The sequence below is a fragment of the Nocardioides korecus genome (genome assembly GCF_054778395.1).
In genome coordinates, this window is the sequence record NZ_BAAGZO010000007.1 from 1 (window position 1) to 12,808 (window position 12,808).

The 12,808-nt window shown below is 74.4% G+C and carries 13 protein-coding genes; 10 read left to right on the plus strand and 3 right to left on the minus strand.

Annotated features, from left to right (window positions below; all coding sequences use genetic code 11):
• A partial coding sequence (locus tag ACYVDA_RS14400) for a permease (protein ID WP_460819091.1) occupies positions 1-238 on the minus strand: 238 nt, incomplete at its 3' end.
• Positions 239-373: 135 nt separating this feature from the next.
• On the opposite strand from ACYVDA_RS14400, the gene ACYVDA_RS14405 reads away from it, so the two are divergent.
• The 6 genes from ACYVDA_RS14405 (at position 374) to ACYVDA_RS14430 (ending at position 6,936) form a co-directional block, all read left to right on the plus strand.
• Positions 374-772 carry a metalloregulator ArsR/SmtB family transcription factor gene (locus tag ACYVDA_RS14405; protein WP_460819092.1) on the plus strand — a complete coding sequence of 133 codons (399 nt, stop codon included), beginning with the start codon at positions 374-376 and terminating at the stop codon, positions 770-772.
• Complete coding sequence (gene arsB, locus ACYVDA_RS14410) at positions 769-1,875, plus strand: ACR3 family arsenite efflux transporter (protein ID WP_460819093.1); 1,107 nt, start codon at positions 769-771, stop codon at positions 1,873-1,875. The genes ACYVDA_RS14405 and arsB overlap by 4 nt, the downstream gene beginning before the upstream one ends.
• Complete coding sequence (locus ACYVDA_RS14415) at positions 1,872-2,333, plus strand: arsenate-mycothiol transferase ArsC (RefSeq protein ID WP_460819094.1); 462 nt, start codon at positions 1,872-1,874, stop codon at positions 2,331-2,333. Before arsB ends, ACYVDA_RS14415 begins: the two co-directional genes overlap by 4 nt.
• 191 nt (positions 2,334-2,524) lie before the next feature.
• Positions 2,525-4,870 (plus strand): transketolase-like TK C-terminal-containing protein, encoded by a 2,346-nt coding sequence (locus ACYVDA_RS14420; protein WP_460819095.1) that lies wholly within the window; start codon positions 2,525-2,527, stop codon positions 4,868-4,870.
• A gap of 65 nt (positions 4,871-4,935) precedes the next feature.
• Complete coding sequence (locus tag ACYVDA_RS14425; RefSeq protein WP_460819096.1) at positions 4,936-5,643, plus strand: dienelactone hydrolase family protein; 708 nt, start codon at positions 4,936-4,938, stop codon at positions 5,641-5,643.
• A 327-nt stretch (positions 5,644-5,970) separates the two neighbouring features.
• Complete coding sequence (locus ACYVDA_RS14430; RefSeq protein ID WP_460819097.1) at positions 5,971-6,936, plus strand: cytochrome c oxidase assembly protein; 966 nt, start codon at positions 5,971-5,973, stop codon at positions 6,934-6,936.
• A gap of 9 nt (positions 6,937-6,945) precedes the next feature.
• On the opposite strand, the gene ACYVDA_RS14435 is transcribed toward ACYVDA_RS14430, so the two are convergent.
• Positions 6,946-7,317, minus strand: a complete 372-nt coding sequence (locus tag ACYVDA_RS14435) for a DoxX family protein (protein ID WP_460819098.1) — start codon at positions 7,315-7,317, stop codon at positions 6,946-6,948.
• Between the two features lie 137 nt (positions 7,318-7,454).
• On the opposite strand from ACYVDA_RS14435, the gene ACYVDA_RS14440 reads away from it, so the two are divergent.
• From ACYVDA_RS14440 to ACYVDA_RS14450, 3 genes are all read left to right on the plus strand, one after another.
• Positions 7,455-7,829, plus strand: a complete 375-nt coding sequence (locus ACYVDA_RS14440) for a hypothetical protein (protein WP_460819099.1) — start codon at positions 7,455-7,457, stop codon at positions 7,827-7,829.
• Positions 7,830-7,963: 134 nt separating this feature from the next.
• Entirely contained in the window at positions 7,964-8,335 is a 372-nt protein-coding gene (locus tag ACYVDA_RS14445) for a hypothetical protein (RefSeq protein ID WP_460819100.1), read from the plus strand.
• Positions 8,332-8,526 carry a hypothetical protein gene (locus ACYVDA_RS14450; protein WP_460819101.1) on the plus strand — a complete coding sequence of 65 codons (195 nt, stop codon included), beginning with the start codon at positions 8,332-8,334 and terminating at the stop codon, positions 8,524-8,526. The genes ACYVDA_RS14445 and ACYVDA_RS14450 overlap by 4 nt, the downstream gene beginning before the upstream one ends.
• 43 nt (positions 8,527-8,569) lie before the next feature.
• On the opposite strand, the gene ACYVDA_RS14455 is transcribed toward ACYVDA_RS14450, so the two are convergent.
• The gene (locus ACYVDA_RS14455) at positions 8,570-9,955 is read right to left on the minus strand and encodes a peptidoglycan-binding domain-containing protein (RefSeq protein WP_460819102.1); all 1,386 of its coding nucleotides are present in this window, start codon (positions 9,953-9,955) and stop codon (positions 8,570-8,572) included.
• Positions 9,956-10,076: 121 nt separating this feature from the next.
• Here ACYVDA_RS14455 and ACYVDA_RS14460 point away from each other — a divergent pair, with 121 nt between their 5' ends.
• On the plus strand, positions 10,077-12,803 hold the full coding sequence (locus ACYVDA_RS14460; RefSeq protein ID WP_460819103.1) for a chorismate-binding protein: 2,727 nt from the start codon (positions 10,077-10,079) through the stop codon (positions 12,801-12,803).
• The last annotated feature ends 5 nt before the right edge of the window (positions 12,804-12,808 follow it).

The following is a 12,808-nucleotide window of genomic DNA, read 5'->3' on the forward strand; positions in this document are numbered from 1 at the left end:
CCTTGCGGAACAGCGAGCGGGCCAGCGCGACGGCGGCGTAGGAGCAGGACGAGGACGCCGCGCCCAGACCGCTGGCCTTGAGCAGGGTGGCGGGGCGGTCGTCGCCGAGCATCCTCGAGACGGTCTCCCGGCGGACCACGGCCTGGACCACCGCGGAGAGCGTGAAGCCGAAGATCAGGGACCAGGCGATCTGCCAGGTCATCGAGCCGGTCGTCTTCAGGGCGTCGACGAGGAACACGGGATCTCCTTCGGGAGGTGCGGGCGACGCCGAGCATACCCCCAGGGGGTATGACGCACCGATGACGCCGCACGTATCGACGTGTGTCAAGATCGACGGGTGTCGAACTCAATCGCACCCCCCGCGCCTCGACGGGTGGGTGCCACCACCTCCCGCGGCCAAGACCTGCCCGACGCGGAGGCGGCGCTGGCCTGCTGCACCCCGCTGGCCTCTGAGCCGCTGGGCGCCGAGGCCGCGGCTCGGGTCGTGCCGATGCTGAAGGCCATCGCCGACCCGGCCCGGCTGCGCCTGCTCTCGCTGGTGCTGTCCCACCAGGGGGCGGAGGCGTGCGTGTGCGACCTGCTGCCGCACTTCGACCTCTCCCAGCCCACCATCAGCCACCACCTCAAGGTGCTCCACGAGGCCGGGCTGCTGGACCGGGAGAAGCGCGGCACCTGGGTCTTCTACCTCGCCCGCCCCGAGGCCATGGCCGCGCTGGCCCACCTGTTCGTCCCCAGCCGGACCGCCCCCGAGACTGCCGAGGTCACCCCATGAGCGACACCGTCCACGAGACCCGCGCGCCCGACGTCACCGAGGGTGACGTCCTGGGCCGGCTCTCGACCCTCGACCGGTTCCTGCCGGTGTGGATCGGGGTGGCCATGGTCGTGGGGCTCCTGCTCGGCCGCCTGGTCCCCGGGCTGGACGGTGCGCTGGCCGCGGTCGAGGTCGGCTCGGTGTCGCTCCCGATCGCGATCGGGCTGCTGGTCATGATGTACCCGGTGCTGGCGAAGGTCCGCTACGACGAGCTCGGGCACGTCACGAGCGACCGCCGGCTGCTCGGCACCTCGATCCTCCTGAACTGGGTGCTGGGCCCGGCGCTGATGTTCGGCCTCGCCTGGCTCCTGCTGCCGGACCTCCCGGCGTACCGCACCGGGCTGATCATCGTCGGCCTGGCCCGGTGCATCGCGATGGTGCTGATCTGGAACGACCTGGCCTGCGGCGACCGCGAGGCCGCGGCGATCCTGGTCGCGATCAACGCGGTCTTCCAGATCCTCGCCTTCGCCCTGCTCGGCTACTTCTACCTCCAGGTCCTCCCCGGCTGGCTCGGCCTGGCCCAGACCCACCTCGACGTCTCGGTGTGGGGCATCGCCAAGTCCGTGCTGGTCTTCCTCGGCATCCCCCTGCTCGCCGGGTTCCTGACCCGGACGCTCGGTGAGCGGGCGAAGGGACGCGACTGGTACGAGTCCACCTTCCTGCCCAGGATCGGGCCCGCGGCGCTCTACGGCCTGCTCTTCACCATCGTCATCCTCTTCGCCCTCCAGGGGCACACCATCACCAGCAGGCCCCTCGACGTCGCCCGGATCGCGATGCCGCTGCTGGCCTACTTCGCGCTGATGTGGGGCGGGTCGATGGTGCTGACCAAGGCGCTCGGCTTCGACTACCAGCGCGCCACCGCCGTCTCCTTCACCGCGGCGGGCAACAACTTCGAGCTCGCCATCGCCGTGGCGATCGGCGTCTTCGGGGTCACCTCCGGCCAGGCGCTGGCCGGTGTCGTCGGGCCCCTGATCGAGGTCCCGGCGCTGGTCGGCCTGGTCTACGTCAGCCTCTGGGCGCGACGGTTCTTCGCCGACCGCACGACCGCAGGAGCCACGCGATGACCGTTACCTCCGACGCCCCCCGGCAGCCCGTGCCGCAGGTCGTCTTCGCCTGCGTCCGCAACGGAGGGCGGTCCGTCATCGGCCGCCTGCTCACCGAGCACTACGCCCAGGGTCGTGTCCGGGCGCTGTCGGCCGGCACCCAGCCCGGTGAGCACGTCCACGCCGAGGTCGCCGACGTCCTCGAGCAGCTCGGTCTCGACACCTCGGCCGAGCGGCCCACGCTGCTCACCCGCGACACCATCGCCGCCAGCACCATGGCCATCACCCTCGGCTGCGGCGAGGAGTGCCCCTACGTCCTCGGTGTGACGTACGTCGACTGGCCCGTCGCCGACCCCGGCGGGCAGGACGAGGCCACGGTGCGTCGGATCGTCGCCGACATCGACGGACGGGTCCGCGGCATGCTGGTCGACCTCGTCCCCGACCTCGAGCTCCCGCCCTCGGTCCTGGACGCGGACTGACCCGTCCCACGGGCACCCCGGGTCGACGACGACGGCGGGGCGGCGTACGGTCGCCTTCCCCGGGGGGCCGTCCCCCTCCTGGGCGAGACGTCACCGCCGAACCGGCACCTGGGGCCCGACCGTGGCGCCGACCCGCGCTGGTCGGCGGAGGAGGTCCTGGGGCGTGCCCCGAGGACCGAGGAGGAGGACCCATGACCACCCTGGACGACGGCACCGGACGCACCGAGGGGCAGACCACCGCCGACCTGGAGACCCTCCGGGTGCTCTCGACCCGCGTGCTCTGGCTCTCGGCAGCGATCGTCGACGCCGCCAACCGGGGACGTCCCAACGACACCGGCGTCAAGGTCGGCGGGCACCAGGCGTCGTCGGCCTCGATGGTCGACATCTGCACGGCGCTGTGGCTCCACGAGCTGACCGCGCTGGACCGGGTGTCGGTCAAGCCGCACGCCTCGCCGGTGCTGCACGCGATCAACTACCTGCTGGGTGACCTCGACCCGGCGTACCTGTCGACGTTGCGGGCCAAGGGCGGGCTGCAGTCCTACCCCTCGCGGTCGAAGGACCCCGACACGGTCGACTTCTCGACCGGCTCGGTCGGGATCGGGGCCACGGCGACCTTGTGGGCGGCGATGGCGCACCGCTACGTGCGCTCGCAGTTCCCCGACGCTCCGCCGGCCGGGCGGTTCGTCGCCCTCCTGGGCGATGCGGAGCTCGACGAGGGCGCGATCTGGGAGGCGGTGGCCGACCCGCAGGTGGCGAGCCTGGGGGAGCTGCTGTGGGTCGTGGACATGAACCGCCAGTCGCTGGACCGGGTGGTGCCCGACATCGCCGTGCAGCGGCTCGCCGCGATGTTCGAGGCCGCCGGCTGGCAGGTCGTGACGCTGAAGTGGGGCCGGCTGGTCTCGGCGCTGTTCGAGCGGCCCGGCGGCGCCGAGCTGCGGCGGCGGCTGGAGGCGATGCCCAACGAGGAGTACCAGCGGATGCTGCGCGTGGACCCGGCGGAGGTCCGCGACCGCGTCCTGGGCACCCGTGCCTCCGCGGAGCTGCGCGCCCTGCTGGACTCCCTGTCGACGCAGGAGCTGGTGGAGGCGGTGCGCGACCTGGGCGGTCACGACCTGGGCCTGCTGGTCGACACCTTCGGCGCGGTGGACGACCACCGGCCGACGGTGGTGTTCGCCTACACGGTCAAGGGGCGCGGGTTGCCGACCGAGGGGCACCCGAACAACCACTCCGCGCTGCTGGACGAGGCCCAGATGACCTCGCTGGCCCGGGCCTGCGGGACGGACCTGGACGACCCCTGGGCGCCGCTGGAGGCGGGCTCCGACGCGGCCGCGCTGGCGCGACGGCGGGGCGAGGTGCTGCGTCGGGTGCCGGTGAGCACGACGGGGCCCTTGCGGGTGCCGACCTCGCTGGGCCACCCGCACCGCAAGACCGTGTCGACCCAGGCGGTGCTCGGGAGGCTGCTGTCGGACCTGGTCCGCGACGCCCCCGAGGTCGCCGCGCGCGTGGTCACCTGCAGCCCCGACGTCGCGTCCTCGACCAACCTGGGTGGGTGGATCAACAAGACCGGCGTGTGGTCGGTGACCGAGCGTCGGGACTGGTTCGCCGACGACGCCGAGCGCGTGCTGCGGTGGTCGGAGTCGCAGACCGGGCAGCACGTGGAGCTGGGGATCGCGGAGGTCAACACCGTCGGGCTGCTGGGCGAGCTGGGGGCGACGTGGTCGCGGTGGGGTGAGCGGTTGATCCCGGTGGCGACGTTCTACGACCCGTTCGTGGGTCGGGCGCTGGAGCCCTGGTCGTTCGGGATGTACGCCGGGGGCCAGTCGATCCTGGTCGGCACCCCGTCCGGGGTGACCCTGGCGCCGGAGGGCGGGGCGCACCAGTCGGTCTCGACACCGTCGATCGGGCTGGAGCAGCCGGGCTGCGTGGCCTGGGAGCCGGCGTTCGCCCAGGACCTCGAGTGGTGCTTCCTGCACGCGATGGACCGGGTCGGCGTGCCCGGGGGCACCTCGGCGTACTTCCGGCTCTCGACGCGCCCGGTCGACCCGGCCCTGGCGCGGGTGCCCGAGCCCGAGCCGCTGGCCGAGCGGCGACGTCAGCAGGTGGTGGCCGGGGGCTACCGGATCACCGACCACGACCCGGGCACCGAGCAGGTCACCCTGGTCGGGGTGGGCGCGATCATGCCCGAGGTCCTCGAGGCGGCCGAGCTGCTGGGCGCGCAGGGCGTCACTGCGGGCGTGGTCTGCCTGACGAGCCCCGACCTGGTGTTCCGGTCGTTCCAGCAGCGCGGCTCCCGGACCGCCGGGGGCAGCGGGGTGCTGGACCTGCTGCTGCCGGCGGCGCACCCGGCGCCGCTGGTGACGGTGCTCGACGGCCACCCGCACACGCTGGCCTTCCTCGCCGGCGCCCGCGGCGACCGGATCCGCTGCCTGGGCGTCAGCGAGTTCGGCCAGTCCTCGAGCCTGCCCGACGCCTACCACCTGCACGGCATCGACGCCGGTTCGGTGGCCGGGGCGGCCCTGGACCTGCTCGGCCGCTGACCTGCCTCGGACCGAGCGTCGACATCGCCGCGCGACACTTCGACCGGCCCCCTAGGCTCGGCGTCATGACCCACGAGAACGAAGAGAACACACGTCAGAACGTCTCCTTCCCGAGCAACGGCGACCAGGCCCACGGCTACCTCGCCACACCGGAGTCCGGCTCCGGGGCGGGCGTCATCGTCATCCAGGAGTGGTGGGGCCTCGACGACCACATCGTCGACATCTGCGACCGCTTGGCCGCCGAGGGCTTCGTCGCCCTGGCCCCCGACCTCTACGGGGGCAAGGTCGCCCACGGCACCGACGACGCCGGCCAGATGATGACGGAGCTGCCCGTGGACCGTGCCGCCCGCGACCTCGCCGGGGCGGTCGACTACCTGCTCGGGCACGACGCCGTGACGTCGGAGACGGTCGGTGCGGTCGGGTTCTGCATGGGCGGCGGCTTCGTCCTCATGCTCGCCGCGCAGCAGGGCGACAAGGTCAGCGCCGCCGTGCCCTTCTACGGGGTCGGCCCGGCTGTGCCCGACACCTACACCGGCCTCACCGCCGCGGTGCAGGGCCACTACGGGGAGAAGGACGACTTCTACCCGGTGGAGGACGCCAAGAAGCAGGAGGCCCAGATCCGCGAGGAGTCCGGGGCCGAGGTCGAGTTCTTCTACTACGACGCCGCGCACGCCTTCAACAACGACGCCGACAAGATGGGCACCTACTCGCCCGACGACGCGGCCACGGCGTGGTCGCGCACGGTCGAGTTCCTCGGCGCGAAGGTCAAGTAGCTCCTGGGCGTGCACCCCTGTCTCCCCGGCGACGAGGAGCCAGCGAGGTGCGCGCCGCCCGGGCCTGGCACGGCACGCACGGCGCTGCCGTGCCAGGGCTCAGGCGCTGCCGGCTGGTGACGACCGCCGGTCACCCCGGTGCGTTCACCGCCACGAGCGGGCGTGCCACCACCCGGACTCCGGCGTGCGCTCCAGGGCCCGTGCGGCGACTGGTCGGTCGATGGTGGCACATCCCGCGGCGAGTGGGGTACGCCGACCTGACGCGGGCCTGACCGCGCGTCCGGCCGAGGAGGCGGCGGAGCGGCGCGTCGTGGGTACGTTGGCGTGGTGAGGAGCACGCCGTACACGTTCGCCACGGCGGTGGGTCGTTGGAGCCTGGACGTGCCGGTGCTCGCCGGGCTGGTCGTGGCGCTGCTGGTCTACCTGGCCGGCGTCCTGGCCGTGCGCCGCCGGGGTGGGACCTGGTCCCGCACGCGCACGGTCCTCTTCGCCGTGGTGGGTCTGGGTGGCGTGGCGCTGTGCACGATGTCGTCGCTGGCGGCGTACGACCACACCTACCTGTGGGCGCTCCTGGCGCAGCTCACGCTGCTGCTGTCGCTGGCCCCCGTCGGGATCGCGCTCGGTGATCCCGTCGGGCTGGCGCGGGCCGCGCTCCCGGGGAGGGGGCGGGCCCGCCTCGAGCGCGTGCTGGCGTCGCTGCCCGTGCGGGTGCTCACCTTCCCGGTGGTCTCGGCGGTGCTGGCGGTGACGGTCACCCTCGTGGTCCTGTTCACCGGCGTCCTGGGCGACGCGTTGCGCGACGGGACCGTCCTGGACCTGGTCTACCTGCTGATGCTGGTCGTGGGGTGCCTGGCAGCGCTGCCGGTGCTCGGGGCCGAGATCCTGCCGGCGTGGTGCACCGAGCCGCTCACGCTGCTGTTCTCCGCGGCCGACGGACTGCTCGACGCCATCCCGGGGATCGCGGTGATGAGCACGACCACCCATCTCGCGGGTGGCTACTTCGACCGGTCCGGCGGCACCGGGCTGCTCGCCGGCTCCACGGATCCCAACGGGGCCGTGCACGCCGCCGGGACCCTGATGCTGGCGCTGACCGAGGTCGTGACCCTGCCGATCGTGGTCATCCTGTTCTTCCGGTGGGCCTCGCAGGAGACCGGCCGCGACCGACCGCGCCACCTGGTGGCGGCGCCCGTGCCGGGGCCCGCGGCGCCGGAGCCGGCGCTGCAGCGGCCCTGGTGGGAGACCGAGGGCATGGGACGCCGCAACCCGGGCTGGCCCGGACGCGACGACGGGTGACCGGGCCCCTCAGCCCGAGGCGCGCGCTGCTCTCAGCGCACTGCGGACCAGGGGCAGCTGGAGGGGCAGGCGGCCCAGGGCGACGGCCTGGAAGCGTCGGTCGTCGCCCGCGAGCGCGTCGCCGGCCATCGTGAGGTTGGCCGGGTAGACGCCGACGAGCAGCGCGGCGCTGGCCCAGCCCGCCGTACGCCGGGTCCGGGGGTGCAGCAGTCCTGCCGCGCACAGCAGCTCGACCACGCCGCTGGCCAGGACGACCTCGCGGTGGGCCGGCACCCATCGGGGCATGATCGGCTCGTAGGTCTGGGGGCGGACGAGGTGGATCACACCGGACCCACCGAGGATCACGGCGAGGGCACGGACGTCACGGGTGAGGGTGGGCACCGGCCGAGACTAGCGATCGCGGGCGCGACCGGACAGGCGGACGTCGGCAGGCACGCGGGCCGCTGCACGGCGGGCCTGCCGACCCGCCGTACGATGGGCCCGGCGAGGACACCCGACGCCCAGCCCCTGGAGACCTGATGACCGGCGACGATGCTCGACTCGAGACCGTCGCCCCCCGTCGGCCCCGGCACCTGCTCGACCCGGCCGACCTGCACGCCCACCACGTGCGGTCCCAGGGAAGTCGCGAGTCGCTGACCCGCGTGCAGACCTGGGTGATGTCGGTGCTGGCCGTCACCACGATCCTGCACCTGGCGCTGGGGGCCGCTGCGGTGGGCTACTTCGCGCCGGTCGGCCGGCTCGACGCCCGTGTGGGCGCCAACGTCATGGCCGGCGTCATCGGCGTCCTGGCCGTCGCCGTCGGGTTCATGATCCACCGGCGCTCCCCGGTGACCGTCTGGCTGGTCGTGGGGCTGCTCCCGGGTCTGCTCGGCGCCTGGTTCACCTTCCGCTAGACCCCGGGCACCCTCTTCCCGGGGAGTGGTCGCCCCCGTTTCCAGGGAGTGCCGTCCGGCGCCGCCCGCTGGTTGGCTGCACCCAGCCGAGGGCCCGGACGAGCCGGTGCCCCATGACGGGGAGGTCACGTGACGTGGCGAAGCTGAGGGAGCGCGTCGAGCGCGAGGTGGAGTTCGAGACGACGTCGGACCTGACGTTCGAACAGCTCGTCGACCTGGTGCAGCTGGCGGCGACCGGCTCCAAGCGGATGATGCACACCAGCTTCTCGGTGAAGGACGCCCAGGGCGGCCGCATCGCCGTGCGGGCCGCCGGGCCCGGGGGACTGGTCACCCAGATGCAGCTGGCGGTGACCCACGACACCGCTCGCGGCACGGTCGCGCTGAGCGTCGGGGACTTCCTCACCACTCGGCCGACCATGGCCGGGTTCATCCCCGTGGGACCCTCGTCCGCCCCCGCGCTGGGGCCGGCGAGGCGGTTCTCCGAGACCTTGCGGCGGGGACTGTGACGACGCCGGGCCCAGAAGTGGGCTCGCCGCAGTCCACCGCGTCCAAGGTCCTCACGGTGGTGGGCCTCGTGCTGGTCATCGGCGTCGGGCTGAAGGCGGTCACCGGCTTCTACCGGCAGGACGCCCTGTGGATGCTGCCGCTGCTCGCGGTCGGGGGCGTCTGCCTCTGGCTCGGGCGACGGTCGGACTGACCCGGCACCCCTGTCGGCGCCGCCCGTGGGGTGGGCGCGCTGCTCAGGCGCCCAGCGCGCGCCACGTCCGGGCGTTGACGACCCCGGTGACGGGCAGGTGGTGGCGTCGCTGGAAGGTGCGGACCGCGGTCGCCGTCCGGGGGCCGAACCAGCCGTCGGCGGTCAGGTGCAGCCGTCGCTGCAGGGCGACCACCGCGGGTCCGCGGGACCCCCGGCGCAGCACCACGTCGCGGTAGGCCCGCAGCGGGTTGGCCGGCTGGGTGACCGGGGTGGTGGGTGCCGTCGTCGGGGTGGTCGGGGTCACCGGCGCGGGTGCCGGGGTGGGCGTCGGGGTGGCGGTCGTGCCGGGGGCGGTGGCGGCGAGCAGGGCCCTCCAGGTGGCCTCGTCGACGACGCCGCTGACCGGGACGTGGTGGGCGGTCTGGAAGGCGTTGACCGCCGTACGGGTGCCGGCGCCGAAGGAGCCGTCGACGCTCGCGCGGACCGCCTGCTGGACCGCGCGGACGACCGGTCCGGTGGACCCGCTCGCGAGCCGCATCCCGGAGTAGGTGACCAGGGTCCGGTGCAGGGCCGAGGACCCGGCCTCGGGGCTGACCTTGGCGTACGACGGGCAGCGCGTGGGGTTGGCGGCCCGGTAGGGCGCAGCCCAGTTCAGGTCCGCGGCCCGGCAGGGACCGAAGTCGGGGGTGGCGGCGCGGCCGGTCCAGAACGACGTGCGCCCCATCGCGCCCTCCCACGACAGCGAGACGTGGAGGTGGTTGCGGTGGCAGGTGGTGTCGTACGCCGCCTCGGGGTGCGACGCGCAGGAGGAGTAGGGACGCCACCCGTCGGAGGGCCGGTAGGAGCCCCAGATCCGGTTGTTCCAGATCAGGTACATCACCCCGAGCCGGCGGGCGTTGGCGTAGGGCCGCCCGGCCGCGTCGGGCGCCAGCATCCACGAGATCAGCCCGTCGATCTGCGCCTTCTGCCCGGCCACCCGGGCGTTGCGGAAGAAGTCCACCGCGCGACCGTCGTAGTGCTCGCTGGTCGGCAGGGGGTCGGTCCCGCAGGTCCGGTCGATGCCGTAGCTGGAGCCGGCGTACGTCGCCTCCAGGAGCTCGCCGAGCCGGGCGGTCCCGGGCTTGGCCGTCGGGTCGCAGGAGTCGGCCGGGACGTAGGCGGCCAACCCCTCCAGCCCGCTGGCGCTGGTGTCGACCGCGGCCTTCGGGACCGCCACCGGGGCGGGCGCGGTCGGCGCGACCACCGACAGCGTGCGCAGCAGGACGGTCGTGCCCGCACCTCCCGTCGACCCGGCCTCCGTGACGTCCACCGGGGACGAGCTGGCGACCGCGCCGGTGGCGGTGGCCAGGGTCGCGGTCAGGGCCACGACGCCCAGGAGGCCGGTGCGCCCGGCGGTCCGGAGGTGCGGGCGGAGCTGGGGCACGGACATGGGCTGACTCCGGGGGAGCGGTGCGGACGAGGCGGTCCTTCAATTAGGACATAAGGGACGCCCGGGCGGAGCGGGTTCGGTGAACTGGTCGGCGCGGGTTCGACGCTGCGATGATCGGCCGGTGCAGCACCCCCTGCCCACGGGCGTCGTACGCCGACCGCTCGACGACCTCGGTCGGCCCACCGAGCTGCTGGCACGGCTGCCCCCGGTGGACCGCCTCGCCGCCCTGGTCGGGAGCTGGCACCTCGGCCGGGCCCTGGTGACCTGGGACCCCCTCCTCGAGGCGGAGTCCGCCTTCGACCTGCCGGTCCCGGCCCAGGGGACGGCGGACCCGGACGCGTTCGGGGGCGGCTGGATCGGGGTGTGGGGCTACCGGCTCGGCGCCGAGGTCGGGACGGCCGTCGCCAGCCCGCCGCGCCCGGTCCCGCAGCCGAGCCACCGGATCGGGTTCCACGACCGGGTGCTGCGCCTGGTGGACGGGCAGTGGTGGTTCGAGCAGCTGACCGGGCTGGGGCCGCCCGAGGAGGAGCGTCGACGCGCCGAGGACTTCCTCGCCACCCTCGATCGGGCGCGGGTCGCCCCGCCGCGCTGGTCCGCGGGCGCCGGCTTCTCGACCGGCCCCTTCGCGATGACGCCGTCGCCGCAGGAGCACGTCGAGGCGGTGGCCGAGGTCGTGCGCCGGATCACCGCGGGCGAGGTCTTCCAGGTCAACCTCACCGCGCGGCTCGAGGCGTCCTTCGCCGGCGACCCGCTCGCGCTGTTCTGCCGCGGGGTCGACGCCCTCGCCCCGGCGTACGCCGCCTTCGTCGCCGGCCCGGACGGCGCGGTGGCCAGCCTCTCGCCCGAGCTGTTCCTGCGCCGGGAGGGCCGCGACGTCGTCTCCAGCCCGATCAAGGGCACCGCGCCGCTGACCACCGACCCGCGCCACCTGGTCGGGTCCGGCAAGGACCGGGCCGAGAACGTGATGATCGTCGACCTCGTGCGCAACGACCTGGGCCGGGTCGCCGAGCCCGGGAGCGTGGAGGTGCTGGCGGTCAACCGGCTCGAGCGGCACGCCGTGTGGCACCTGGTCTCCGACGTGGCCGCCCGGCTGGCCGACGGTGTCACCGACGGCGACCTGCTTCGGGCGTCCTTCCCACCGGGATCGGTGACCGGCGCCCCGAAGATCGCCGCGACCGAGGTGATCGCGGAGCTGGAGACGACCGCGCGCGAGGCCTACACCGGGGCCGTGGGCCACGTCGGGCCGCACTCCGGGACCGAGCTGAACGTCGCCATCCGCACCTTCGAGATCGCCCGCGGGCGGGTCTGGCTGGGGGTCGGCGGCGGCATCGTGCACGACTCCGACCCCCGCGCCGAGCTGGCGGAGTGCTTCGCCAAGGCGGTGCCGCTGCTGGACGCGCTCGGGTCGCGGCTCGAGCCGGGGCTGCTCGAGGCCGTCGACCCCGCCCCGCCCGGTCGGGTCGGTCACGGCCCGGCCCGCGAGGAGGCACGCGCGGTCTTCGAGACCCTGCTGGTGCACGACGGTCTGCTGGTCGACCCGGCCCCGCACCTGGCCCGCCTGACGGCGAGCACCCGGGCGCTGTGGGGGGTGGCCCCGGGGGACGACCTGCCGGAGCTCCTGGTCCGGCACGCCGCCGGTCTCGTCGGCCGCCACCGGCTGCGTCTGGACCTCGACGTGGACGCCGCGGGCGAGGTGCGGACGTCGGTGCGCACCTCCCCGCTGGGCCCGTCCCCGGCGACCTCCACCCTGGTCCCGCTCGTGGTGGTCGGAGGCCTGGGGCGGCACAAGTGGGGGACGCGGCCGGAGCTGGACGGGACGCTGCCGGTGGAGCGCGACCAGCTGGTGGTGGACCGCGACGGGTCCGTCCTGGAGACCGGCCGCGCCGCCCTGCTGGCGGTCGTCGACGACCAGGTCTGCGCCCCCGTCCTGGACGGCCGTCAGCTGCCCGGGACCGGCCGCGAGCGCGTCCGAGCCCTCCTGGACCGCGTCGGCCTCCCGCTGGTCGAGCGGGCCCTCGGGGTCGAGGACCTCGCCCGGGCCAGCGAGGTGATGACCGTCAACGCGCTGCGCTCGGTCGTCCCGGTGACCGAGGTGGACGGCGTCGGGACGTGGCCCGTCGGACCGGTCGCCGGCTGGCTGCGCAGGGAGCTCGGCCGCGGTCCCGGCGCACCGGGAGCTGCCGGTGCTCCCGGGCCCCGCGCCCGCGGCTCGGTCACGCCGCGCCGCAGCCACCTGGCCGATCGCGCGCGGGTGCTGTTCGTCGACAACTACGACTCGTTCGTGCACAACCTGGTCCAGCACGCCACGGCCGCCGGCGCGCGGGCCGAGGTGGTGCGCAACGACGAGCTCACGCTCGACGAGCTCGAGCGGCTGTGCGCCGACACCGGCACCACCCACGTGGTGGTCTCGCCGGGTCCCGGCACCCCGGAGGAGGCCGGGACCAGCATCGACGTCGTACGCCGGCTGGGGGTGCGTACGCCGCTCCTCGGCGTCTGCCTGGGGCACCAGGCCATCGCGGTGGCGTACGGCGCCCGCGTCGTCAGGTCGCCGCGCCCGGCCCACGGCAAGCCGTGCCTGGTCCACCACGACGGGGCCGGCGTCCTGAGCGGGATCGAGGACCCGCTGGTCGTGGGGAGGTACCACTCCCTCGTGGTCGACGAGACCACCCTCCCGCCCGACCTCGTCGTCACCGCCCGCAGCCCGTCCGGGCTGGTGATGGGCCTGCGGCACCGCCGTCACCCCGTGGAGGGGGTGCAGTGGCACCCCGAGTCGGTGCTGACGCCGGCCGGCGGCGACGTCCTGGCGCGGTTCCTGCGCATGCCGGGCCCGTCGGAGACCCCGGGCTGACGACC

Coding starts and splice junctions, on each gene's coding strand:
- arsB (WP_460819093.1), top strand. CDS start 769: ATGAGCGACACCGTCCACGAGACCCGCGCGCCCGACGTCACCGAGGGT.
- ACYVDA_RS14415 (WP_460819094.1), top strand. CDS start 1,872: ATGACCGTTACCTCCGACGCCCCCCGGCAGCCCGTGCCGCAGGTCGTC.
- ACYVDA_RS14420 (WP_460819095.1), top strand. CDS start 2,525: ATGACCACCCTGGACGACGGCACCGGACGCACCGAGGGGCAGACCACC.
- ACYVDA_RS14425 (WP_460819096.1), top strand. CDS start 4,936: ATGACCCACGAGAACGAAGAGAACACACGTCAGAACGTCTCCTTCCCG.
- ACYVDA_RS14440 (WP_460819099.1), top strand. CDS start 7,455: ATGACCGGCGACGATGCTCGACTCGAGACCGTCGCCCCCCGTCGGCCC.
- ACYVDA_RS14455 (WP_460819102.1), bottom strand. CDS start 9,955: ATGTCCGTGCCCCAGCTCCGCCCGCACCTCCGGACCGCCGGGCGCACC.